Origin of the sequence: Saccharopolyspora sp. SCSIO 74807 (assembly GCF_037023755.1) — a bacterium.
In the GTDB taxonomy this organism is placed as follows: Bacteria; Actinomycetota; Actinomycetes; order Mycobacteriales; family Pseudonocardiaceae; genus Saccharopolyspora_C; species Saccharopolyspora_C galaxeae.
In genome coordinates, this window is the sequence record NZ_CP146100.1 from 4,338,811 (window position 1) to 4,360,264 (window position 21,454).

A 21,454-nucleotide genomic window follows, 5' to 3' on the forward strand; every position below is an offset into this window, starting at 1 on the left:
GGATGTGCCGTCATCTGGCCTACCTGGGTCCGGCGGTGACGCTGGAGGAGTTGTTGCTGCGCCCGCGGCATTCGCTGCTGGAGCAGACCTGGTCGCCGCGCGACATGCGCGGCGGCGGCACCGTGAACGTCGACGGCTTCGGCGCCGGCTGGTACGAGCAGGGTGCACCGGAGCGGTTCCGCAGCGCCGTTCCGATGTGGACGGACACCGCGTTCGCGGGGCTGGCGCGCAGGCAGCGGGCGAGCGCGGTGCTCGCGGCGGTGCGCTCGGCCACGGTGGGAATGCCGGTGATCGAGACCGCCTGCGCCCCGTTCACCGACGGCACCTGGCTGTTCAGCCACAACGGAGTGGTCGCCGGCTGGCCGGACTCGCTGGCCAAGGCCGCCGCGGAACTCGACGTGATCGACCTGATGACCTTGGAGGCGCCCACGGACTCCGCGGTGCTGTGGGCGCTGCTGCGGCAACGCCTGCACGCCGGGCAGGACCCGGCGCTGGCGGTGTGCGAGGTGATCGACCAGGTCGCAGCCGTGCGCCCGGACTCCCGGCTGAACCTGCTGCTGACCGACGGCTCCACCGTGTACGCCACGACTTGGAGTCATGCGCTCGCACTGCGCCGCACCGAGGACTCGGTGACGGTCTCGTCCGAACCGTTCGGCGACGACCGCGAATGGGAGCCGGTGCCGGATCGCCACCTCGTGGTGGCCGATTCCAGCACCGTGCGCGTCACACCACTTCCGGAGGGGGAACACCCGTGAGCCAACCCGAGCTGACCGTGCACTTCACCGAGGCCGACGCGGCGCGGGAACTGCGCGCCGACGTCCGCGAAGGACTGACCGACGAGCCGAAGTGGCTGCGGCCGAAGTGGTTCTACGACGCCGCGGGCAGCGAGCTGTTCGAGCGGATCACCGAACTGCCGGAGTACTACCAAACCCGTGCCGAGCACGACATCCTCGCCCGGCACGCGGTCGAGATCGCCGAGGCGGCGGGCGCGGGAACGCTGGTGGAGCTGGGGTCGGGTTCCTCGGAGAAGACCCGGCTGCTGCTGGAGGCACTGCGCAAGACCGGCACGTTGCAGGAGTTCGTGCCGCTGGACGTCTCGGAGTCCGCGCTGCGCGCGGCGATCGACGCCATCGCGCGGGACTACCCGGACCTGGCGGTGCGCGGCATCGTCGGCGACTTCACCACCGAGCTGGCTTCGGTCCCACCGGGTCGCGGCCGGATGGTGGCGTTCCTCGGCGGCACCATCGGCAACCTGCTGCCCGCCGAGCGCGCGGAGTTCCTCTCCGCGGTGCGATCCGCGCTGCGGCCGGGGGAGTGGCTGCTGCTGGGCACCGACCTGGTCAAGGACTCCGGAAGGCTGGTGCGCGCCTACGACGACGCCCAGGGCGTGACCGCCGAGTTCAACCGCAACGTGCTGCGGGTGCTCAACCGCGAACTCGGCGCCGAGTTCGACCCGGCGGCGTTCGAGCACGTCGCGCAGTGGAACGCCGAGCAGGAGTGGATCGAGATCCGGCTGCGCGCCACCCGCCCGATGCGGGTGCACATCACCGGGCTCGACCTGACCGTGGAATTCGCCGCGGGCGAGGACATCCGCACCGAGATCTCGGCGAAGTTCCGGCGCGCGCGGGTGGCGGGCGAGCTGGCCGCCGCCGGTTTCGAGCTCAGCCGCTGGTGGACCGACGAAGCGGGCGATTTCGCCTTGACGCTGGCCACTGCGAGCTGAGCCGGGCGGCGGGGCCGGGTTCCCGGCCCCGCCGCGGGTTCAGCTGGTCTTGCGGCGCAGCCAGCTCGGGTCGATGCCGACCGGAGCCGGGGCGCCCAGGTCTTGCGGGGTGTAGCCGTTCGGGTAGTTCGGGTAGCTGCGGTTGCCCGGGTCTTGCGCGGCCTTCGAGACCTTGCGCTCGGGCAACCGCCGCACCACCGCCGAGCGCGCGCGCAACGCGCCGCGGGAAACCGCTCCCACCCATGCCGGGGCGGCGCGGAAGCCGAACGCGGTCAGCATCCGCTCGTCCAGCAGGCTGCGCACGCCCAGCGACACCACCGGCCGCAGCGGTTTCGGGAACCAGGAGCAGAACAGCTCCAGCGTGTAGCGGCCGATGGCGTGGTTGGTGTCGGTGTAGCGGAAGTGCTCGGCCTCGAAATCCAGCTTGAACCGGCGGAATTCCTCGAAGGTCTCCGGGATGTCCTTGATCCCCATCCGGTTGCCGACGGCTTGGAAGTAGTGGAACGCGGCCGCGCGCTCGTTGGCGTGCAGCGGCCGCCAGCCGAACTGCTCGATCCAGTCGATCGGGTCGTAGACGAACGTCGACAGCACGTAGAGCATGTCGTCGTTGCTGATCACGTAGCGGCCGTGCGCCCGGTTGATCACCCGCAGCGCCTGCTTGCCGCGTTCCGAGTCGTAGCCGTGCTCGGCGAGTTCGGCCATCAGCAGCGCGGTGTCGTCGTAGCGCTGCTGCGGGCGCTTCTCGAACTCGCCGGTGGCGGCCAGCAGCGCCGAGATGCTCGGCACGCAGTAGGTGCGGAACAGCGCGAACTCCAGCGCGCGCTGGTAGTCGAACGGGAACTCGTGCCCGATCGAGATCCGGTAGATCTCCTGGTCGTCGGTCGCCGGATCGAGCGCGGCGATGCGGTGCAACCAAGTCCGCGGCATCGGGAGCCTCCTCGCGGCACGGTCGGGTCCGAGCCTTCCGGCCGGAACAACGACGCGCTCGTCCGGGATGTGACGACGGCCGCGACTCCGGCTGTTTCGTCTTGTGCGAGCGGCCGGAACCGGCGCTTCCGCCCGAGTCCGGGGGAGGCGCCGGCGCCGCTGCTGGTGGGATCAGCTCGGCGGTTGCAGGCTGTAGATCGCCCGGCTTCCCGGCTTCTCCGTCAGCGTCCAGAGGTGGTCGCTGCTGTTGTAGTAGGACAGGTCCTCGGATGGGCCCCGTCCGTCCGGCGTTCCGACCGCGTCCTTCGCGTCGAGCACGAGCTCGCCGTCCTTCTCGGTGGCGCGCGAAAGGTAGTAGGCGTCCTTGTCGTAGCCCCCGGTGCCTTCGCCCCGATGCGTGAAGTACCACTTCCCGTCGTGCACCGAAGCGCCCTGGACGTACCCGGTCGGCAGCGTGTGCGCCTCCTGCGGCCGGAACCGTTCCGAATCGCCGGAAACGGGTGCGATCCTGCCGTTGTCCAGGTTCCAGGTCATGACCCGGCCGTTCGGGGCATCCTTGCCGCCGCCGCAGTACTCACCGGTGATCAACCGGTCCGGCTTGGTGCTGCGGTCCAGGCCGATGTAGGAGAAGCGGGTCGGTCCGGTGCCGCACTCGCCCTCCGGCTCCTGCACCTTGACGTAGGCGCCCACCTGGAGCATCACGTACCGGTAGTCCCCGGCCGCGGGGTCGCCGTTGCCGGCGAGATCGAGGATGTAGTCGGTGTTGAACACCCGGATACCGCCGTTGGTGTCGGCCACGTAGAGGTTCTTGCCGTACCACGCGATGCCGCCGGCGTGGATGCTCTTCCCGCCGCTGGTGAGCGGCCGCAACGTCGGGTCGTTCTGGTCGTCGCGGTCGGGGATCATCAGCAGGACGTGCCGGTACTTCTTCGTCGCCGGGTCGAGGAACGACAGCCGGACGCCTTGGTCCCCCTTGCTGTACCAGCTGGTCACGACCGGCTTCCGCGCGCCCCACTGCTCGTCGGCGACCGCGTCGGAGACGGTCGTGACGCCCTGCGGGTACCAGGCCTCGGTGTTCTGGTCGTCGCCCTGCCCGTCGACCCGGGGCTGGAAGCAGAAGGTGTGCGCGGCGCCTTCCGGTGCGTTGCAACCCTTGTCGCCTTCCGTTCCGGCGGTCCGGTTGGCGTCCTTCAGCAGGGTCTGAACCCCGACCCTGGTGTGCTGGTCCCGGATCTCGTTCGCGATGTCCAGGTACTCCCGGTTCGGCGTGCGAAGCTCGAAGCCCTTGTCGACCTGCGGTCCGGCGTTCTCGGCCGCCACCGCAGTGGCGGGTGCGCAGAGCAGTGCGGGCAGCAGCCCCATCGCCGCGAGCGCCGCGTGGCCCCGTATCCGCGAGCCGGTCGTCCGGCGGGGACTGCGCACCAGGCCTTTCCTGCGGATTTTCATGTTCCTCCCCCTGGTCAGCATGTGTGATCCAGAAACATGCTTGCCCAGGGGACGCTCCGCGTACCCGTTTCGCCGGGGATTCACCCGAATGGTCGCTGGCCGGAGCCGGTCGGCTCGCAGGGGCGACCCGGTGGGAACGTTCCGCGGCGGTCGGTCGCCTCGGCAGGAGCTCGCCGCGCAACGGTGTCGTTGGCGGGACGCGCCGGACTCGATGGCGGGACGCGCGCCGGATCACGCCGGGGTGAGCCGCCCGCTCACGGCTCGCCTTCCGGCGGCAGCGGCGGGAATTCCACGGGGGTGCGCTGCCCGAGCGTCTGCACCGCGGTCTGGAAGTCGGTGGCCGAGAGCGACTCGACCATCAGCCGCACCGACTCGGCGACCGCCTCCGGGCCGTCGGTGTCCACCCCGCGCCAGACCTGCCGCTTGATCACCGCCATCGAGCGGGGCGAGCAGTTCTGCGCGAGTTCGCGCGCGTAGTCCTGGGCGGCCGCGAGCACTTCCTCCTTCGGCCGCACGAACTGCACCACGCCGAGTTCCCGCGCTTCGGCCGCGTCGACCTTGCGCGCGGACAGCAGCAGGTCCATCGCGTTGGCCACCCCGATCAGCCGCGGCAGCAGCCACGCCGTGCCGTACTCGCCGATCAGCCCGAGCTTGCTGAACGCGGTCGACAGCCGCGCACCGTCGGCCATGAACCGCACGTCGGCGAACAGCGCCTGCGCCAGCCCGAGACCGGCCGCGCCGCCGTTGAGCGCGGCGATCAGCGGTTTGCGCAACGTCATCGGGTGGTGCGGCGGGAAGCCGAGCGCTTCGACCACGTCGGCGCTGTCGCCCGCGGCGAGCAGGTTCAGCGTCGAGGCGTCCGCGCCGCTGCAGAACCAGTCGCCGTCGCCGGTGACCACGATGGCCCGGACTTCCGGGTCCGCGTCGGCGTCGGCCAGCGCGGCGTAGTAGGCCGCGAACATCACGCCGTCCATGGCGTTGCGCCGCTCCGGGCGTCCGAAGTGGATGGTTCGGACGCCGCGTTCGGTGCGCACCCGGATTCCGGTGCCGCCTTCGGCGGAGGAAGACATCAGCGACTCGCTCCCCACTGGTCGATTTCCGAGCGGACAACGAGTCCGGCCGCCGATGCGTGATGCACCGCCCGCCGACGTCGCCTGCCAGGGCGGATGTGACTCGGGACGCACGCGCGCCGCCGCTGGCGGCGGGCCCGGCGGCCTATCCTGTTCGGCGATGCGCCGCCATGCGGACGGGCGTCCCGCGGTGAGGGCGGGCGCGGCGGCGGGCGAGCCGGGAGGTCGTGCCAGTGGCGGAGACGAGGACCGGTGGGACCCGGCCGCGCAATCGCCGGGAGCTGATCACCGCAGCGGCCTCCCGGCTGTTCCACGAGCGCGGCTACACCAGGGTCAGCGTCAGCGACATCGCCGAGGCCGTCGGCGTCGGGCCGTCCGCGCTGTACCGGCACTTCGCGGGCAAGCAGCGGCTGCTGCGGCGGGTGGTGCTCGATCACCTGCACCCGTTCGAGCGGGTGCTGAGCGCGCGTTCCGACGACCTGGACGCGGTGGTGCGGGAACTGGCCGCGACCGCGCTGGACCACCGCGAACTCGGCGTGCTGTGGCAGCGCGAGGCGCGGCACCTGCCGGAGGGCGAACGGGCCGAGCTCAAGGACCAGCTGCGCGTCGTGGCGGGCGGGCTGGCGGAGCTGGCCCGGGCGAGCAGGCCCGATCTGTCCGAGGAGGACGCGCGCTTCCGCGGCTGGTGCCTGTTCAGCGCGCTGACCAGCCCCTCGTACCACAGCACCGAGTTGCCGCGCGGCCAGTTCGAGGTGCTGCTGCGGGACGTGGTGCGCACCATCACCGGACTGCCGCCGCTGGTGTCCGGGCGCCGCCGCGGCGTCCCGGACGCGGACACGCTGCTGCTGCAACGCGGCGGAGCGTCCCGGCGGCGCCAGCTTCTCTCGGCTGCGACGCGGCTGTTCGCCGAACGCGGCTACGACGCGGTGACCACCGAGGAGATCGGCGCGGAAGTCGGCATCTCCGGGCCCAGCGTGTACAACCACTTCGCCAGCAAGCAGGAGCTGCTGGCCGCGGTGATCACTCGCGGCTCGGCGTGGCTGGAGATCGACCTGGGCCGCACCCTGGTGCGCGAACCGGACCCGCAGGAGGCGCTGCGGGCGCTGCTGTGGTCCTACATCACCTTCGCGCTCGATCACGGCGGCTTCATCGAGCTGCTGGTGGGGGAGGTGGGCCACTTGCCCGATCACGAGCGGCACCGCGCCAGGCAGACCCAGCGCGAATACGTCTCGGAATGGGTCTCGCTGCTGCGCGAGATCCGCCCTGAGCTGGACGCGGCCACCGCCCGCGTCCTCGTGCAGGCCACGCTGACGCTGGCCAACGACATGGCGCGCACCGGGACGGTGCGCACTCCGGAGGCGGTCCGGCAGGTCGGGGCCGCCCTGATGCTCACTACCGGAACTTGAGCGCGCTCTGCTAGGGGGCGTTCACTTTTCGCGGGCGCCACCCCTGTTTTCGAGGTCTTTTGGTACTGCTTCGAGGGTATGCCGTACTCACTTGTCGGTTGACTCCGAAGATTCGGCCGCACTAACCTCCCCGATCGGGACCCGCAGGTACCGCGTCGCAGGCAGCGGCGCGACCGCGCACCCGTCAGGGGAGAGGTTCCGCGGCGAATGGCCACGACGGCGCAAGTTGCGCAGGACTTGCCCACGGCGGCAGGGCCTGCCCAGGACGAAGGAATGGCAGGGTCGCATCAGCGATGAGCAGCGCGACGGAACCGGTGGGCGTGCCGCCGGCCGAGGAGCCGGACATCCACACCACCGCCGGCCGGCTGGCGGATCTGTACCGGCGCAACCACGAGGCGGTGCACGCGGGCTCGGAACGCGCCATCGAGCGCCAGCACGCCAAGGGCAAGCTCACCGCCCGTGAGCGCGTCGACCTGCTGCTGGACCCGGGTTCGTTCGTGGAGATCGACGAGCACGCGCGGCACCGCTCGACGAACTTCGGCATGGACGAGAACCGGCCCTACGGCGACGGCGTGGTCACCGGCTACGGCACCGTCGACGGGCGCAAGATCTGCGTTTTCTCGCAGGACTTCACGGTCTTCGGCGGATCGCTCGGCGAGGTCTTCGGCGAGAAGATCGTCAAGGTGATGGACCTGGCGCTCAAGACCGGCTGCCCGCTGGTCGGCATCAACGACTCCGGCGGCGCCCGCATCCAGGAAGGCGTGGCCGCGCTGGGCCTGTACGCGGAGATCTTCAAGCGCAACACGCACGCTTCCGGCGTGGTGCCGCAGATCTCGCTGGTGGTGGGCCCGTGCGCGGGCGGCGCGGTGTACTCCCCGGCGATCACCGACTTCACCGTGATGGTCGACCAGACCTCGCACATGTTCATCACCGGCCCGGACGTGATCAAGACCGTCACCGGTGAGGAGGTCAGCTTCGAGGAGCTGGGCGGGGCGCGCACGCACAACTCGACCTCCGGCAACGCGCACTACCTGGCCTCCGACGAGCAGGACGGCATCGACTACGTCAAGGAACTGCTGTCCTACCTGCCCGCGAACAACCTCGCCGAACCGCCGGTGTTCGACGCCGAGGCGGAGGCCGGTTCGATCGCGGAGGGCGTCACCGAGGCGGACCGGGAACTGGACACGCTCGTCCCGGACTCGCCGAACCAGCCCTACGACGTGCACGAAGTGCTCTCCCGAGTGCTCGACGACGGGGACTTCCTGGAGGTCTCGGCGCTGTTCGCACCGAACATCGTGGTCGGCTTCGGCCGGGTCGAGGGCCGCAGCGTCGGCGTGGTCGCCAACCAGCCGACCCAGCTGGCCGGCACCTTGGACATCGACGCCAGCGAGAAGGCCGCCCGGTTCGTGCGCACCTGCGACGCCTTCAACATCCCGGTCGTGACGTTCGTGGACGTGCCGGGGTTCCTGCCGGGCACCGGGCAGGAGTGGAACGGCATCATCCGGCGCGGCGCGAAACTGCTCTACGCCTACGCGGAAGCGACCGTCCCGCTGGTCACCGTGATCATGCGCAAGGCCTACGGCGGCGCCTACGACGTGATGGGCTCCAAGCACCTCGGCGCGGACATCAACGTGGCGTGGCCGACCGCGCAGATCGCGGTGATGGGCGCCCAGGGCGCGGCGAACATCCTCTACCGGCGCCAGCTCGCCGAGGCCGAGGAGAAGGGCGAGGACGTCGAGGCGCTGCGGGCGCAGCTGCAGCAGGAGTACGAGGACACCCTCTGCAACCCCTACGTCGCTGCCGAACGCGGCTACGTCGACTCGGTCATCCCGCCGTCGCACACCCGCGGCCACCTGGCCCGGTCGCTGCGGATGCTGGCCGACAAGCGGGAGTCCCTGCCCGCCAAGAAGCACGGCAACATCCCGCTGTGAGCAACCGACCTCGAGGAGTCCTTTCGGAATGATTTGCGTAGCGGTGCCGGTAGCGGAACCTCAGCGGCTTCCTCGCTGTGGGATCGATTTCTGACGTAGCTCCCTACGCGGCGAAATCGCTGTCCTCGCGAGGAAGCCGCTGAGAACCCGCCGGTGGTCCGGCTGCGTACATGGTCGCCGCTCAGCGGCTACGCCGCTGACAAAACGAAGACCAAAAATCGTACTGAAATGATCCGTAAGGAGCCGCAGCCATGAGCAGCCCAGGGCAGGGCCCGCAGCTCAGCGTCGTGCAGGGCGAGGACGACGGCACCGGTGCGGGCGACCGGCCGGTGTTGCGCGTCCTGCACGGGCATCCGACCGACACCGAACTCGCCGCGTTGACCGCGACGCTGACCGCGCTCGGCGGCGCGAGCGGCGCGGCGGAACCGCAGCAGCCGGTGTCGTTCTGGGCCGACAAATCCGACCAGGTGCGCCGTGGTCCGGCGCAGACCGCCCCGCGACCCGGGCCGGGCGCGTGGCGCTATTCGCTCCGCCCGCGCTGAGCGCGCGGACATAAAGATCTTCAAGAACGAGAACTCTGCCTAAGACGAGCATTGCGGACAGGGATGGTGTGCACACCATGGGGTTGAAGAAGGTTCTGGTCGCCAACCGCGGTGAGATCGCGGTGCGCGTGGTGCGCGCGTGCCGCGATGCCGGCATCGCGTCGGTGGCCGTGTACGCCGAACCGGACGCGGACGCGGTGTTCGTGCGACTGGCCGACGAGGCGTTCGCCCTCGGCGGGCAGACCGCCGCGGACAGCTACCTGGACTTCGAGAAGGTGATCTCGGCGGCGAACCGCGCCGGCGCGGACGCGGTGCACCCCGGCTACGGATTCCTGTCCGAGAACGCGGAATTCGCCCAGGCCGTGCAGGACGCGGGCCTGGTGTGGATCGGGCCGAACCCGCAGGCCATCCGCGACCTCGGCGACAAGGTCACCGCCCGGCGGATCGCGCTGCAGGCCGGTGCGCCGCTGGTGCCGGGCACCAAGGACCCGGTCGCCGACGCCGACGAGGTGGTGGCCTTCGCCAAGGAGCACGGGCTGCCGGTGGCGATCAAGGCCGCGTTCGGCGGTGGTGGCCGCGGGCTGAAGGTGGCCCGCACGCTGGAGGAGATCCCGGAGCTGTTCGACTCCGCGGTCCGCGAAGCGGTCTCGGCGTTCGGCCGCGGTGAGTGCTTCGTGGAGCGCTACCTGGACCGGCCGCGGCACGTGGAGGCCCAGGTGCTGGCCGACCAGCACGGCAACGTCGTCGTGGTCGGCACCCGGGACTGCTCGTTGCAGCGGCGGCACCAGAAGCTCGTCGAGGAGGCCCCGGCGCCGTTCCTCACCGACGCGCAGCGCGAGCAGATCCACACCGCCGCGCGCGGGATCTGCGCGCAGGCCGGTTACCACGGCGCGGGCACCGTGGAGTTCCTGGTCGGCGAGGACGGCACGATCTCGTTCCTGGAGGTCAACACCCGGCTGCAGGTCGAGCACCCGGTCTCGGAGGAGACCACCGGGCTGGACCTGGTCAACGAGCAGTTCCGCATCGCCGCCGGTGAGCGGCTGCGGCTGACCGAGGATCCGACTCCGGTGGGCCATTCCATCGAGTTCCGCATCAACGGCGAGGACCCGGGCCGCAACTTCCTGCCCGCCCCGGGCACGGTGACCAGCTTCGTGCCGCCCGCAGGGCCGGGCGTGCGGGTGGACGCCGGGGTGGAGTCCGGCAGCGTGATCGGCGGGCAGTTCGACTCGCTGCTGGCGAAGGTGATCGTCACCGGCTCCGACCGGTTGCAGGCCATCGCGCGGGCCCGCCGGGTGCTGGCGGAGATGCAGGTCGAGGGCATCGCGACGGTGTTGCCGTTCCACCGCACGGTGCTGACCGACCCGGCGTTCGTGGCCGAGTCCGGTGCCGAGTCGTTCACCGTGCACACCCGGTGGATCGAGACCGAGTTCGACAACCGGCTGGAGCCGTTCACCGACTCCGCGCCGCCGGAGGAGGAAAGCGCACCGCGGCAGAACATCGTCGTCGAGGTCGACGGCCGCCGCGTGCAGGTCTCGCTGCCCGCCGAGTTCGGCGCCGCCGCGGCCCCCGCGGCCGGCGGGGCGAAGAAGAAGCCGCGCAAGCGCACCGGTGGTGGTGGCGGAGCCGCGGTGTCCGGGGACGCCGTCACCGCCCCGATGCAGGGCACGCTGATCAAGCTGGCGGTCGAGGACGGCCAGCAGGTCGCCAAGGGCGAGCTGATCGGCGTGCTGGAGGCGATGAAGATGGAGAACCCGGTCAACGCGCACAAGGACGGCACCGTCACGGAGCTGGCCGCGCAGCCCGGCGATTCCCTGAACCAGGGCGCGCCGCTGTGCACGATCAAGGACTGAGCGCTCCGCCCGGCCGGTCGCCCCTGCGCTCCACTGTGGACGGCCGGTCGGCGGGGAACTGAATTCCCGCGAGGAGGAGACCATGGACGCGATCTGCACCTGCTTGTGCAGGCAGGCCGGCCACCACGGCATCTGCCAGGAGACCCCGGAGCACGGCCTGCGGCTGCTGGCGCCGCAACTGACCATGACCTCGACCGGTGAGGTGTGCAGGCCCTGCTACCAGGCCACCGTGCAGGGCGGCAGGCGGCTGCCGCAGCCGGCCTGATCCGCTCCTCCTCCCGGAACCGCCGGTTCTTCCAGGGCGCCGTCCCGCTGTTCGCAGCCATGACGGCGCCCTCGCTGTTTCAAGGCGCTGACGAGGGACTTTGTCCCGTGTGGGGGTGCAGCCGGAACCCGGCATCGTGAACCGGTCGGCCGAGCACGACCGCGTGGCACGAAGGAGGCACCGCAGATGCAGGCGACCTTCCCCGCGGCGCTGGGCCTGGCGCCCGAGCAGGTCGAGCAGGTGCTGCGGCTGGCGGGGCGGGCCCCGTCGCTGCACAACCGGCAGCCCTGGCGGTTCCGGATCGCGCCCGAGGTCATCGAGTTGCACGCGGATCAGGATCGCCGGATGCCGGGAACCGATCCGGAGGACCGGGAACTGCGCCTCGGCTGCGGTGCCGCGCTGTTCAACCTCCGCCTGGCCCTCGCGCACGTCGGGGTGCGGCCGCTGGTGACCTTGCAGCCGTCGGTCCGGATTCCCGGGCTGCTGGCCGAGATCCGCCGCGGCGGCTCGGTGCACGTCGGCGCCGAGCAGTCCGCGCTGCTGCGCGCGATCACGACCCGGCGCACGAACCGCCGCCCGTTCTTGCCGACCCCGGTGCCGAAGGTGCACCGCAACACGCTGATCGGCGCGGTCGCCACCGAGCACGCGTGGGTGCACATGGTGGAGCGGGCGCAGCGCGCCGAGCTGCTCGGCCTGGTGCGTCGCGCGCACGAGGCGCAGATGGCCGATGAGCGGTTCCGCGCCGAGATGGCGGCGTGGACGGGGTTGCGCGAAGGCGCGCCGGAAGGGGTGCAGGCCTCCTCGGCAGGTCCGGCGCCGGAAGCCCAGGACGAATGGGTGCTGCGGGACTTCTCCGGAGGGCACGCCCGCCCGCGCGTGCCGGGCAAGGACTTCGAGGACGACCCGCTGACCATGGTGCTGTGTTCCTACAGCCAGGGCAGGCAGGCGGATCTGGAGGCGGGGCAGGCGATGCAGCGGCTGCTGCTGACCGCGACCTCGCTGGGCCTGGCCGCCTCGTACCTGTCCCAGGTGGTCGAGGTGGGTGAGACCCGCGCGCAGCTGCGGTCGCTGCTCGACGGGACACTGGAACCGCGGGCCGTGCTGCGCGTCGGCTACGGCTCACCGGTGCCGCCGACCCCGCGCCGGGAGCCGATCGAGCTGCTGCTGCCCGCCGCGGCGGATCAGCGCACCCATGCGGCCACGCGGTAGGCCGGAAGCACCGGCGTAGCGGTGCTTCGGTGACTGCGCCGCGGACGGGGCGAGCTGCGACGGCCACTGGAGCGGCCGCGCCGCGGGCGGTCCCGGTATAACGGGACCATGCCCGAACACGGTGCGACTGCGGTGCTGCTGCCTGCTCCCGGCGCGGATGCGCTGCTGCGGAAGGTGGCCGCCGAGCATCCCGCAGCGGCGCGGGCGGGCGTGCCCGCGCACATCACCGTGCTCTACCCGTTCCTGCCGCTGTCCGAAGTGGACGATTCAGTGCTGGCCGAGCTGCGTGCGCTGTTCGCGGGTCAGCCCGCGCCGCGCGTCGAGTTCGCCCTGCCGGAGCCGGACCACGGCTTCGTCGCGCTGCGGCCCGAACCGCTCGAACCGCTGCGCGAGCTCACCGACGCGGTCCGGTCCCGCTGGCCGCACCTGGTTCCCTACGGCGGCTCGCACGGCGACGACGTGGACCCGCACCTGACCGTCGCGATGGATGTGTCCACTTCGGACGCGCGGCGCATCGCGGCGGGCATCGCCGGGCACCTGCCGCCTCCTGCGGTGCTCGAACAAGCGTGGGTGACCGGCTACGACGGCGAATGGTCGGTGCGGGCGCGACTGCCGCTGGCGGGACGGCCGCATCGCGGCACCGGCAGCTGATCCTGCGCGGTCAGAAACCGTCGCTGTCGCCGTTGGCCGCGCGCAGCGTGCGCATCGCCTCCGCCAGCGCGTGCGAGCGGTCCGCGCCCAGCGGCGCCAGCACCCGGCGGCGCAGGATCTCCGCGCACGCTTCGCGGGCGGCTTCGGCGATCTCCCGCCCGTGCTCGGTCAGCACCGCGTAGGTCACGCGCCGGTCGGTGTCGCAGGGCTGCCGCACGATCAGGTCGGCCGCGGCGAGCCGGTCGGCGACCTTGGTGAACCCGCCGCTGCTGAGCGCGGCCTCCCTGGCCAGCTTGGTCATCGGCATCCGGTGCTCCGGGGAGCGCACCAGCCGCAGCAGGATGTCGAAGGGCCCTGGTGTGAGACCGAAGCGCTCGGCGATCTCGCTCATCAGGCGCTCTTGGGTGAGGTGGTATCCCTCGATCACCAGTCCCCACCAGGTGACGATCTCGTCGTCGTCGGTGGTGAGGCCGTCGGTACCGGGCTCCGGGAGTCCGGCGGCAGTCGCCGGTTCCCCGCCGTGGAGGTCTTCGCCGTGGATGCCGCCGTTGGGTGTCACCGCGCCAGTCGCGCTGCCAACGCTCACCTGAGCTCCTTTCGATACCGCCATTAGCGGGACGCAAGTGTACCTGCCTGGCGTCTCGCGATGAAATCTCTTGCGAGGAAGAGAGGTGGTCAGTAATGTCCCGGGTCGAGGGAGCCGCGCGCTCCCGGAACGCACGAATGCCGGGCAGTCGCCCGGCCGCCTCGAAGGAGCCGTTCATGGGCAACGTCAAGCTCAGCGTCATCTACTACTCGTCGACCGGCACCGGCACCGAGATCGCCAACGCGCTGGTGGCCGAGGCGGAAGCCGCCGGCGCCGAGGTGCGCCTGCGCAAGGCGCCGGAGCTGGCCCCCGACGCCGCGATCGACGCGAACCCGGCGTGGCGGGCGAACCTCGAGGCGACCCGCTCGGTGCCCGACGTCGCGGCCGAGGACGTGGTGTGGGCGGACGCGGTCATCTTCGGTTCGCCGACCCGCTACGGCAACATCGCCGCGCAGCTCAAGCAGTTCATCGACACCCTCGGCGGTGAGTGGCAGCAGGGCCTGCTGGCGGACAAGGTCTACAGCGGGTTCACCTCCAGCGCCACCAAGCACGGCGGTCAGGAGTCCACGCTGCTGGCGCTGTACAACACCATCCACCACTTCGGCGGCATCATCGTCAGCCCCGGCTACACCGACGGCTCGAAGTTCGTCGACGGCAACCCCTACGGCACCAGCCACGTCGACGCGCAGGGCCAGCTGAAGGTCGACGACGAGACCCGCACCGCGGCCAGCGTTCAGGCGCGCCGCGTCGTCAAGGTCGCCCAGGCCCTCAAGGCCGGCCAGGCAGCCTGATCCCAGGACGCCGGTGGGGCCGCGCGCCCCACCGGCACCCACCCTCCCGAACGACGGAGCTTTTCGATGAGCATCGCCACGAGCGGCCTGCACCACGTCACCGCGATCGCCGGTGATCCGCAGCGCAACGCCGACTTCTACCTGCGCACGCTGGGACTGCGGCTGGTGAAGAGCACGGTGAACTTCGACGACCCGGGCACCTACCACCTCTACTACGGCGACGAGGCGGGCCGCCCCGGCTCGTTGCTGACGTTCTTCCCGTGGAAGGGCGCGCCGAGCGGCCGCCGCGGCACCGGGCAAGCCACCACCACCGCGTTCTCCGTGCCGGAGCAGTCCATCGGCTGGTGGCACCGGCACCTGACCGAGCAGGGCGTCGAGGTCGGCGAGGTGCACAACCGCGACGGCGAGGACGCGCTGACCTTCACCGACCCGGACGGACTGGCGCTGTCGCTGGTCGCGCACCCGCAGGGCGATCCGCGCGCGCCGTGGGACAACGGGATCGTGCCCGCTGAGCACGGGGTGCGCGGGCTGCACTCGGTGACGTTGTCGGTCACCGAGGAGGAGGCCACGGCCTGGATGTTCGGCGACCTTGGGCTCACGTTCAGCTCCCAGGAGGACAACCGGTTCCGCTTCGCCGCGGGTGACGGCGGCCCGGGCGCGTTCGTCGACGTGCTGGTCACTCCGGACGAACCGGAAGGACTGGTCGCGGCCGGGACCGTGCACCACGTGGCGTGGCGCGCGCCCGACGAGACCGCGCAGGCCGGCTGGCGCGAGGAGCTGGTCGACGCCGGATTGCAGGTGACCTCCATCCTCGACCGGCAGTACTTCCGCTCGATCTACTTCCGCGAGCCCGGCGGCACGCTGCTGGAGATCGCCACCGACGAGCCCGGATTCACCGCCGACGAACCGCTGCTGGAGCTCGGCCGGGAACTGAAGCTGCCGCCGTGGCTGGAGCCGGACCGCGAGCAGATCTCCCGGACGTTGCCGAAGCTCGACCTGCCCGCCGAGAACAACCCGGGGGTGGCGGCTTGAGCGAGCTGTCGCTGACGTACGAACACGTCGACGGCGACCCGGACGCGCCGGTGCTGCTGTTGCTGCACGGCACCGGCGGTGGCCCGAAGGATCTGCTTGGCGTCGCCCAGGAGCTCAGCCCGCGATCTCCGCTGCTGGCCCCGGCCGGTCCGGTGTCCGAAGGCGGTTCCGCGCGCTGGTTCCGCCGGATCGCCGAGGGCGTTTTCGACCACGACGACGTCGTGCGGCGCACCCACCAGCTCGCCGATTTCCTCGCCGCGGCCGTCGAAGAACACGGACTGGGCGGGCGCCGGCTGGTCGCGGTCGGCTTCTCCAACGGCGCGAACATCGCGGCCGCGCTGACGCTGCTGCGGCCCGAGTCGGTCCAGGAGGCGGTGCTGTTCGCCGCGATGCAGCCGGTTCCGGATCCGCCGGTGCACGACCTGACCGGCACCCGGGTGTTCCTGGGCAACGGGCGGATCGATCCGATGGCGCCGCTGGAGTCGGCGGACCGGCTGGTCGCGGACTTGCGCACCCGCTCGGCGGAGGTCACCGAGCACTGGCACGACGGCGGCCACCAGATCACGCTGCCCGGTGTGCACGCCGCGGCCGAATGGCTCGCGGGGCGGTAGGCGCAGCTCCGCGGAAACGCCCTCGCCGGTTCGGTCGGGGAGGGGGAAGGACGGGCCGTCCGCCGGGTGGGGTGGGCGGCCCGTCCGGCTGCGCGGCCGGTGGCGGGTTCCGAGCGGGATTCCCCGGCGCACGGCTTGTCCGGCGGCACGCCGAGATCATCCGGCTGTCCGGTCTGCGATGATGGAGGTTCCCGGACAGAAGAGGAAGCGATGGATCTCGACCGGCTGCAGGCGGCGGAGACGCTGCACATGCGGCAGCGCGTGACGTTCATGGTCAACCGCTACGAGCTCCGGCTCGACGACGGCTCCGGCCGCGAAGGTGACCTGGTGGCCTTCGCCCAGCAGAAGCGGGTCAGCTTCAAGGAGCAGGTCACGTTCTACGCGGACCAGGACAAGCAGCGGGCGCTGGCGAGCTTCCGGGCGCGCAACGTCGTCGACCTCGCCGCCGGTTACGACGTCACCGACGCCGACGGCGCGCCGCTGGGCGTGTTCCGCAAACGGTTCGGGAAGTCCTTGCTGCGCTCCACCTGGGACCTGGAGCAGCCCGGTTCGGTCGCCGCGAAGGGGCAGGAGCGCAGCATGGCGGTCGCGCTGCTGCGGCGGCTCTGGGAGATCGTCCCGTTCGTGGAGAACATCCCGTTCATGATCCCGTACCACTTCGACTTCACCGCCGAGGACGGCGCGGGATTCGCGGTCACGAAGAAGTTCGCGCTGCGCGACCGCTACGTCATCAAGATCGACGATCCGCGGCTGGACCGCAGGCTGGTGATCGCCCAGGCCGTCGCGCTGGACGCGCTGCAGGGCCGGTGAGTTGCAGGGCGGGTGAGCTGCAGGGCCGGTGAACGGGCGCTGATCAGGCTCGCAGCACGTCGAGCACGATCCCGGCGAGCAGCTGGGGCCGGTCCAGCGGCAGCGCGTGGCTGGCGTCGGCCGCGGTGACCAGCTCGCCGCGCGGGAACAGCCGCACCAGCTCGGCGTGCGTCGCATCCAGCTGCGCGCGGTACTCGGACGGCAGGCCGGGGCGCCGTTGCGGCACCACGAGCCGCATCGGGACATCAGGCGGGTTCGCCCGCAACGCCGCCGAAGCCTCGCGCGTGCAGGAGGTCAGGCGGCGCAGGACCGTCGCCGATCGCCACAGCTCCCGCCAGTCGTTCCACTGGCGCTTGGCGAATCGGAGACCGGCCGGGCTTATCTCCGGTCCCGCCATCCGCTCGATGAGGCGTTCGCCGCGGGCCGTCCGGAAAAACCCGAGCCTTGCGGCGATCGCGAACACTCGGGTCTGCACACCGCTGATCGCCAGCCGCACCCCGGCGGGCAGCTTCGTGTCGGGTAGCGGCACTGACGGGTCGGCCAGCACCACACCGGAAACCAGCTCCGGGTACCGCGCGGCGAACAGCTGCGCCACCAGCCCGCCGGACGACCAGCCGACCACGACCACCGGCGTGCTCGTCCCGATCGCCCGCAGCAGTCCGGCGAGGTCGTCGGCCATGGCAGCGACGGTCCGGTGCTGCGGCCCGTCCGAGCGCCCGCTGCCCGCCCGGTCGTAGGTGAGCACGGTCGCCGATGCGGCGAGGCGGTCCGCGAACTCGCCCCAGACCGCGCCGCTGCCGTTGCCCGCGCCGCCCGCTTCCAGCACCACGGCGGGACCCGCGCCGCGCTGCCGGATGCAGAGCTCGCGGCCGTTGACTTCGATCAGCGTTCGGGGTGCCTTGTTTCCCATCGGCCGAGCGTTGCCGATCACTTCCGGCGACCGCTGTCGAATTCGCTGTGAGCGGAAACCTGCCACCCGGCGGAGCGAGGCAGCCGCGAGTCGTGACCATCCGCACATCGCCGCAGCGATGCCGACTAGGGCCTGGTGGAATCGGCGCGTGAACGCGCTGTGAACATCGACCGGAAGACCTGGGTGCTGCTGGCGCACGCCACCCTCACCCAGCTGGTGACCTTCGTGCTGCGGCCCGCGACGTCCTACCGCGCGCTGGAGCTGGACGTGCCCGCGTCCTGGCTCGGTTTCCTCTCGGGCAGCTTCGCGCTGGTTCCGCTGGTGCTGGCGTTGCCCGCCGGGCACATCGTGGACCGGATCGGGGAGCGCCGGGTGATGATCGCCGGCGGGGCGCTGATGTGCGCGGCGGGCGGTGCATTCCTGGTGTTCGGCGATTCGGTCGCGGGCTTGGTCGCGGGCAACGTGCTGCTGGGCACCGGGCACCTGTGCTCGGTGATCGGCCAGCAGGCGCTGGTCGCGAACACGGCGAGTTCGGCCCGGCTGGACGCGGCTTTCGGCTACTACACCTTCGCCGCCTCGCTGGGGCAGGCGGCCGGCCCGCTGCTGATCGTGGCCTTCGGCGGTTCGCAGGCGATCCCGGACACCACGCCGATCTTCTGGGGTGCGACGGCGATCGCGCTCGCGTTGTTCTGCTGCTCGCTGGGGATCCGCGGCCGCACCGCGTCGAGCGGGAAGGCGGCTGCCGACTCCGGCGGAGTCGGCGCGCTGCTGCGGATGCCCGGCCTGATCCCGGCGTTGACCACGAGCTGCGTGGTGCTGGCGGCGGTGGACATCTCGGTGGTCTACCTGCCCGCGCTCGGCGCGGAACGCGGCATCGCTTCCGGACTGGTGGGGGTGCTGCTCGGGCTGCGCGCGGTCGCTTCGATGGTGTCGCGGTTCTTCCTCGGCTCCAGCACGCGGCTGCTCGGGCGGCGGCGCCTGCTGGTGATGAGCATCGTGGCCGCCACCGCCGGACTCGGAGTCGTCGCCGCACCCGTACCCGTGTGGCTGCTGGTGCCCGCGGTCGTGCTGGCCGGGCTCGGGATGGGTGTCGGCCAGCCGCTGACGATGTCGTGGCTTGCCGAGTCGACCCCGCCGGGCCTGCGCGGGCGCGCGATGTCGTTGCGCCTGACCGGGAATCGGGCCGGTCAGGTCGTGGTGCCCGGAGCGGTCGGCCTCGTCGCCGCCGGAGTCGGCGCTGCAGGCGTGCTCGGAGCCACCGCCGCGGCCCTGGCGTGCACGGCCGTGCTGGCACGAGGGTTGCCGGTGGACAGTCCGCGGAGCTGAGGGCTCCCGCTCAGCCCGGTTCGATGGTCAAACCCGGTTCGGCGACGTCGATCGCACCGCGGTACTCGCGCCGCGCCGCCGAGCGCGCCGCCGATCGGTCGGTGCCCGGCCAGAGGTGGGTGAGCACGAGACGCCCGACCGCGGCGCGCGTTGCGCACCGTCCCGCTTGCCAGGCCGTGGACAGGTGCGGGGAGTCGGAATCCGGCACGACCCGCTCGACGAAGGTCGCTTCCGCGAGCAGCACGTCGGCGCCCGCGGCGAGCGCATCGAGCTGCGGGCTCGGACCGCTGTCGCCGGTGTAGACGAGCGTGCTGCCGCCCGCGGCCAGCCGAACCGCCGCGTTCGGCACGAAGTGCGGCGTGCATCGTGCGTCCACTGTGAACGGTCCGATGGCGAACCGGTGTCCCGCCGTGAACTCGGCCAGGCGATAGGCCGTCGCCAGCATGTGCGGGGAGTCCAGCGCGAGCACCGGCCCCAATGCTCCCGGCAACGAGTGCACGGGCAGCGGCGCGCAGGGGTCCGGACCGAGCGCACGCGCGCGCAGCAGCGGGTTCAAATCGGCGCAGTGGTCGGGATGACCGTGGCTGACCAGCACCGCGTCGACCCGCTCCGCAGCGGTGGTCCGCAGCAGCGCTTGGAACGTGCCGTAACCGGGATCGATCAGCAGCCGGAAACCGCCGTGTTCGACCAGGTAGCCACTGCATCCCTGGTCCGGAACGGGCCAAGCGCCGCAACCCCCGAGAACCGTGATGCGCACCCACCGGATGTTACGGCGAGAACGCCGCAGCACGATCCGCTGCGGCATCGCCGCTACCGGACTCGGGCAGCCGCCCGATTCGTGAGCGCGGTTCCCCGACGGCTCATCCCGTCGTCCGCAAGCGGGTGATCGCGGTGATGATGAGGCCGTCGGCGGCCAGCCAGCGGCCGGTGAACGAGTCCAGCGGTGCGCCCTCGACGTCCGGTCCGCGTTTGAGCAGCTGCGCGTGGAACGCGCCGTCGCGGGAGATGGTGAGTTCGGCGTCTTCGAAACCGAGCCATTCCCGGGCCACGGGGAACCACGCCTTGTACACGGATTCCTTGGCGCTGAACAGGATCCGGTCCCAGTGCAACGACGAGTCCGATGTGGACAGTTCAGTGATCCGGCCGCGCTCGGCGGGCAGCGTGACCGCCTCCAGCACCCCGTCCGGAAGTGCGTCGTGCGGTTCGGCGTCGATGCCCACCGTGAGCACGGTTTCCTGGCGGCCGACCACCGCGGCCCGGTAGCCGAGGCAGTGCGTCATGCTGCCCGCCACGCCTTCGGGCCAGCCGGGTGCGCCGCGTTCACCCGGCAGCAGGGGAGCAGCGGGCACGCCGATCTTGGCCAGCGCGTTGCGCGCGCAGTGCCGCACGGTGGTGAACTCGCGGCGGCGCTTGTCCACCGCGCGGGCGATCACCTGTGACTCCTCGTCGAACAGCCACGCCTCGGGCGGGTCGGTGAAAGTCTCCTCCCAGGCCAGTTCGCCCGGCAGCAACCGCTCGATCACGCCGCCTCCTCGCCGAACACCGGCCGCAGCGAGTCCGCGGGCAAGCCGTGCCGCTTCCACTCGCGCGGGTAGCCGACCGAGACTTCCTGGAAGCGCACCCCGTCGTGCCAAGTGGTCCGCGGAATGTGCAGGTGCCCGTAGATCACCACCGAAGCCCGGTGCCGCAGGTGCCAATCCGCGGTGTGCACGGTTCCGCACCACTGCGCGAACTGCGGGTACCAGAGGACGTCGGTGGGTTCGCGCACCAGCGGGTAGTGGTTCACCAGCACGGTGGGAAGTTCCGGGTCGCACTCGGCGAGCCGCTGCTCGGTGTAGGCCAGCCGGGCGCGGCACCAGTCGTCGCGGGTCTCGTAGGGGTCGGGGTGCAGCAGGAACTCGTCGGTGCACACCACGCCGGACTCGTGCGCGACGGCCAGCGCCTCTTCCTTGGTGGCGGTTCCCGCCGGGCGGAACGTGTAGTCGTAGAGCACGAACAGCGGCGCGACGGTGACCGGGCCGCCGCGGCCGGTCCAGATCGGGAACTCGTCCTCGGGCGTGACTACGCCGAGTTCCCGGCAGCGGCGCACCAGCTCCAGGTAGCGCGCTTCGCCGCGCAGTTGCAGCGAATCCTGCTTCGGCGTCCACAGCTCGTGGTTGCCGGGCACCCAGATGACCTTGGCGAACCGTTCCGCGAGCAGCTCCAGCGCCCAGGAGATCTCGTCGGAGAGCTCGCCGACATCTCCGGCGACGATCAGCCAGTCGTGCTCGGTGCGCGGGCGCAGGTTGCGGGCGATGTCCTTGTTCTCGGCCATCGCGACGTGCAGATCGCTGACGGCCAGCAGTTCACCTGGGGTAGAGCTCATGAT

22 protein-coding genes are annotated in these 21,454 nt (G+C 71.4%); 14 read left to right on the forward strand and 8 right to left on the reverse strand.

The window, feature by feature from the left end:
• The first annotated feature begins 2 nt into the window (after positions 1-2).
• Positions 3-755: an ergothioneine biosynthesis protein EgtC gene (egtC, locus tag V1457_RS19855; protein ID WP_200070719.1), complete on the forward strand. Its 753-nt coding sequence runs from the start codon at positions 3-5 to the stop codon at positions 753-755.
• Positions 752-1,723, forward strand: a complete 972-nt coding sequence (egtD, locus tag V1457_RS19860; RefSeq protein ID WP_338596050.1) for an L-histidine N(alpha)-methyltransferase — start codon at positions 752-754, stop codon at positions 1,721-1,723. Before egtC ends, egtD begins: the two co-directional genes overlap by 4 nt.
• Before the next feature lie 39 nt (positions 1,724-1,762).
• Here the strand turns inward: egtD and V1457_RS19865 are convergent, their stop codons facing one another.
• The 3 genes from V1457_RS19865 to V1457_RS19875 form a co-directional block, all read right to left on the reverse strand.
• Positions 1,763-2,650, reverse strand: a complete 888-nt coding sequence (locus tag V1457_RS19865; protein ID WP_200070717.1) for an oxygenase MpaB family protein — start codon at positions 2,648-2,650, stop codon at positions 1,763-1,765.
• Positions 2,651-2,821: 171 nt separating this feature from the next.
• Positions 2,822-4,072, reverse strand: coding sequence for a hypothetical protein (locus V1457_RS19870; protein ID WP_338596051.1), 1,251 nt, complete (start codon positions 4,070-4,072; stop codon positions 2,822-2,824).
• A 278-nt stretch (positions 4,073-4,350) separates the two neighbouring features.
• Positions 4,351-5,166, reverse strand: a complete 816-nt coding sequence (locus V1457_RS19875) for an enoyl-CoA hydratase-related protein (RefSeq protein WP_338596052.1) — start codon at positions 5,164-5,166, stop codon at positions 4,351-4,353.
• A 233-nt stretch (positions 5,167-5,399) separates the two neighbouring features.
• Between V1457_RS19875 and V1457_RS19880 the strand changes: the two genes are divergently transcribed.
• The 7 genes from V1457_RS19880 (at position 5,400) to V1457_RS19910 (ending at position 13,020) form a co-directional block, all read left to right on the forward strand.
• Positions 5,400-6,572 carry a TetR/AcrR family transcriptional regulator gene (locus V1457_RS19880; RefSeq protein WP_338596053.1) on the forward strand — a complete coding sequence of 391 codons (1,173 nt, stop codon included), beginning with the start codon at positions 5,400-5,402 and terminating at the stop codon, positions 6,570-6,572.
• A gap of 293 nt (positions 6,573-6,865) precedes the next feature.
• On the forward strand, positions 6,866-8,503 hold the full coding sequence (locus V1457_RS19885) for an acyl-CoA carboxylase subunit beta (protein WP_200070713.1): 1,638 nt from the start codon (positions 6,866-6,868) through the stop codon (positions 8,501-8,503).
• 251 nt (positions 8,504-8,754) lie between these two features.
• Entirely contained in the window at positions 8,755-9,045 is a 291-nt protein-coding gene (locus V1457_RS19890; protein ID WP_200070712.1) for an acyl-CoA carboxylase epsilon subunit, read from the forward strand.
• Positions 9,046-9,122: 77 nt separating this feature from the next.
• Complete coding sequence (locus V1457_RS19895; RefSeq protein WP_200070711.1) at positions 9,123-10,895, forward strand: acetyl/propionyl/methylcrotonyl-CoA carboxylase subunit alpha; 1,773 nt, start codon at positions 9,123-9,125, stop codon at positions 10,893-10,895.
• An 82-nt stretch (positions 10,896-10,977) separates the two neighbouring features.
• Positions 10,978-11,160 carry a hypothetical protein gene (locus V1457_RS19900; protein ID WP_200070710.1) on the forward strand — a complete coding sequence of 61 codons (183 nt, stop codon included), beginning with the start codon at positions 10,978-10,980 and terminating at the stop codon, positions 11,158-11,160.
• Between the two features lie 186 nt (positions 11,161-11,346).
• The gene (locus V1457_RS19905; RefSeq protein ID WP_338596054.1) at positions 11,347-12,369 is read left to right on the forward strand and encodes an Acg family FMN-binding oxidoreductase; all 1,023 of its coding nucleotides are present in this window, start codon (positions 11,347-11,349) and stop codon (positions 12,367-12,369) included.
• Between the two features lie 108 nt (positions 12,370-12,477).
• The gene (locus tag V1457_RS19910) at positions 12,478-13,020 is read left to right on the forward strand and encodes a 2'-5' RNA ligase family protein (RefSeq protein WP_338596055.1); all 543 of its coding nucleotides are present in this window, start codon (positions 12,478-12,480) and stop codon (positions 13,018-13,020) included.
• A gap of 10 nt (positions 13,021-13,030) precedes the next feature.
• Here the strand turns inward: V1457_RS19910 and V1457_RS19915 are convergent, their stop codons facing one another.
• Positions 13,031-13,468, reverse strand: a complete 438-nt coding sequence (locus V1457_RS19915; protein ID WP_307850091.1) for a MarR family transcriptional regulator — start codon at positions 13,466-13,468, stop codon at positions 13,031-13,033.
• A 314-nt stretch (positions 13,469-13,782) separates the two neighbouring features.
• On the opposite strand from V1457_RS19915, the gene wrbA reads away from it, so the two are divergent.
• From wrbA to V1457_RS19935, 4 genes are all read left to right on the forward strand, one after another.
• Positions 13,783-14,397, forward strand: a complete 615-nt coding sequence (gene wrbA, locus V1457_RS19920; RefSeq protein WP_200070706.1) for an NAD(P)H:quinone oxidoreductase — start codon at positions 13,783-13,785, stop codon at positions 14,395-14,397.
• Positions 14,398-14,463: 66 nt separating this feature from the next.
• Positions 14,464-15,429 carry a ring-cleaving dioxygenase gene (locus V1457_RS19925; RefSeq protein ID WP_338596056.1) on the forward strand — a complete coding sequence of 322 codons (966 nt, stop codon included), beginning with the start codon at positions 14,464-14,466 and terminating at the stop codon, positions 15,427-15,429.
• The gene (locus V1457_RS19930; protein WP_200070704.1) at positions 15,426-16,040 is read left to right on the forward strand and encodes an alpha/beta hydrolase; all 615 of its coding nucleotides are present in this window, start codon (positions 15,426-15,428) and stop codon (positions 16,038-16,040) included. The genes V1457_RS19925 and V1457_RS19930 overlap by 4 nt, the downstream gene beginning before the upstream one ends.
• Positions 16,041-16,250: 210 nt before the next feature.
• On the forward strand, positions 16,251-16,850 hold the full coding sequence (locus tag V1457_RS19935; RefSeq protein WP_200070703.1) for a hypothetical protein: 600 nt from the start codon (positions 16,251-16,253) through the stop codon (positions 16,848-16,850).
• 43 nt (positions 16,851-16,893) lie between these two features.
• On the opposite strand, the gene V1457_RS19940 is transcribed toward V1457_RS19935, so the two are convergent.
• Positions 16,894-17,760 (reverse strand): alpha/beta hydrolase, encoded by an 867-nt coding sequence (locus V1457_RS19940; RefSeq protein WP_338596057.1) that lies wholly within the window; start codon positions 17,758-17,760, stop codon positions 16,894-16,896.
• Positions 17,761-17,919: 159 nt separating this feature from the next.
• Here V1457_RS19940 and V1457_RS19945 point away from each other — a divergent pair, with 159 nt between their 5' ends.
• Entirely contained in the window at positions 17,920-19,086 is a 1,167-nt protein-coding gene (locus V1457_RS19945; protein ID WP_338596058.1) for an MFS transporter, read from the forward strand.
• Between the two features lie 10 nt (positions 19,087-19,096).
• Here V1457_RS19945 and V1457_RS19950 read toward each other — a convergent pair whose 3' ends face one another.
• From V1457_RS19950 to V1457_RS19960, 3 genes are all read right to left on the reverse strand, one after another.
• On the reverse strand, positions 19,097-19,843 hold the full coding sequence (locus V1457_RS19950; protein WP_338596059.1) for an MBL fold metallo-hydrolase: 747 nt from the start codon (positions 19,841-19,843) through the stop codon (positions 19,097-19,099).
• A 103-nt stretch (positions 19,844-19,946) separates the two neighbouring features.
• Entirely contained in the window at positions 19,947-20,609 is a 663-nt protein-coding gene (locus tag V1457_RS19955; protein ID WP_338596060.1) for a 4'-phosphopantetheinyl transferase superfamily protein, read from the reverse strand.
• On the reverse strand, positions 20,606-21,451 hold the full coding sequence (locus V1457_RS19960; protein WP_338596061.1) for a metallophosphoesterase: 846 nt from the start codon (positions 21,449-21,451) through the stop codon (positions 20,606-20,608). The genes V1457_RS19955 and V1457_RS19960 overlap by 4 nt, the downstream gene beginning before the upstream one ends.
• Between the last annotated feature and the right edge of the window lie 3 nt (positions 21,452-21,454).

What these genes read in the sequence shown, in the direction of transcription:
- egtC (WP_200070719.1), top strand. Translation starts at nt 3, where the DNA reads ATGTGCCGTCATCTGGCCTACCTGGGTCCGGCGGTGACGCTGGAGGAG.
- V1457_RS19865 (WP_200070717.1), bottom strand. Translation starts at nt 2,650, where the DNA reads ATGCCGCGGACTTGGTTGCACCGCATCGCCGCGCTCGATCCGGCGACC.
- V1457_RS19875 (WP_338596052.1), bottom strand. Translation starts at nt 5,166, where the DNA reads ATGTCTTCCTCCGCCGAAGGCGGCACCGGAATCCGGGTGCGCACCGAA.
- V1457_RS19885 (WP_200070713.1), top strand. Translation starts at nt 6,866, where the DNA reads ATGAGCAGCGCGACGGAACCGGTGGGCGTGCCGCCGGCCGAGGAGCCG.
- V1457_RS19890 (WP_200070712.1), top strand. Translation starts at nt 8,755, where the DNA reads ATGAGCAGCCCAGGGCAGGGCCCGCAGCTCAGCGTCGTGCAGGGCGAG.
- V1457_RS19895 (WP_200070711.1), top strand. Translation starts at nt 9,123, where the DNA reads ATGGGGTTGAAGAAGGTTCTGGTCGCCAACCGCGGTGAGATCGCGGTG.
- V1457_RS19900 (WP_200070710.1), top strand. Translation starts at nt 10,978, where the DNA reads ATGGACGCGATCTGCACCTGCTTGTGCAGGCAGGCCGGCCACCACGGC.
- V1457_RS19905 (WP_338596054.1), top strand. Translation starts at nt 11,347, where the DNA reads ATGCAGGCGACCTTCCCCGCGGCGCTGGGCCTGGCGCCCGAGCAGGTC.
- V1457_RS19910 (WP_338596055.1), top strand. Translation starts at nt 12,478, where the DNA reads ATGCCCGAACACGGTGCGACTGCGGTGCTGCTGCCTGCTCCCGGCGCG.
- wrbA (WP_200070706.1), top strand. Translation starts at nt 13,783, where the DNA reads ATGGGCAACGTCAAGCTCAGCGTCATCTACTACTCGTCGACCGGCACC.
- V1457_RS19925 (WP_338596056.1), top strand. Translation starts at nt 14,464, where the DNA reads ATGAGCATCGCCACGAGCGGCCTGCACCACGTCACCGCGATCGCCGGT.
- V1457_RS19935 (WP_200070703.1), top strand. Translation starts at nt 16,251, where the DNA reads ATGGATCTCGACCGGCTGCAGGCGGCGGAGACGCTGCACATGCGGCAG.
- V1457_RS19940 (WP_338596057.1), bottom strand. Translation starts at nt 17,760, where the DNA reads ATGGGAAACAAGGCACCCCGAACGCTGATCGAAGTCAACGGCCGCGAG.
- V1457_RS19960 (WP_338596061.1), bottom strand. Translation starts at nt 21,451, where the DNA reads ATGAGCTCTACCCCAGGTGAACTGCTGGCCGTCAGCGATCTGCACGTC.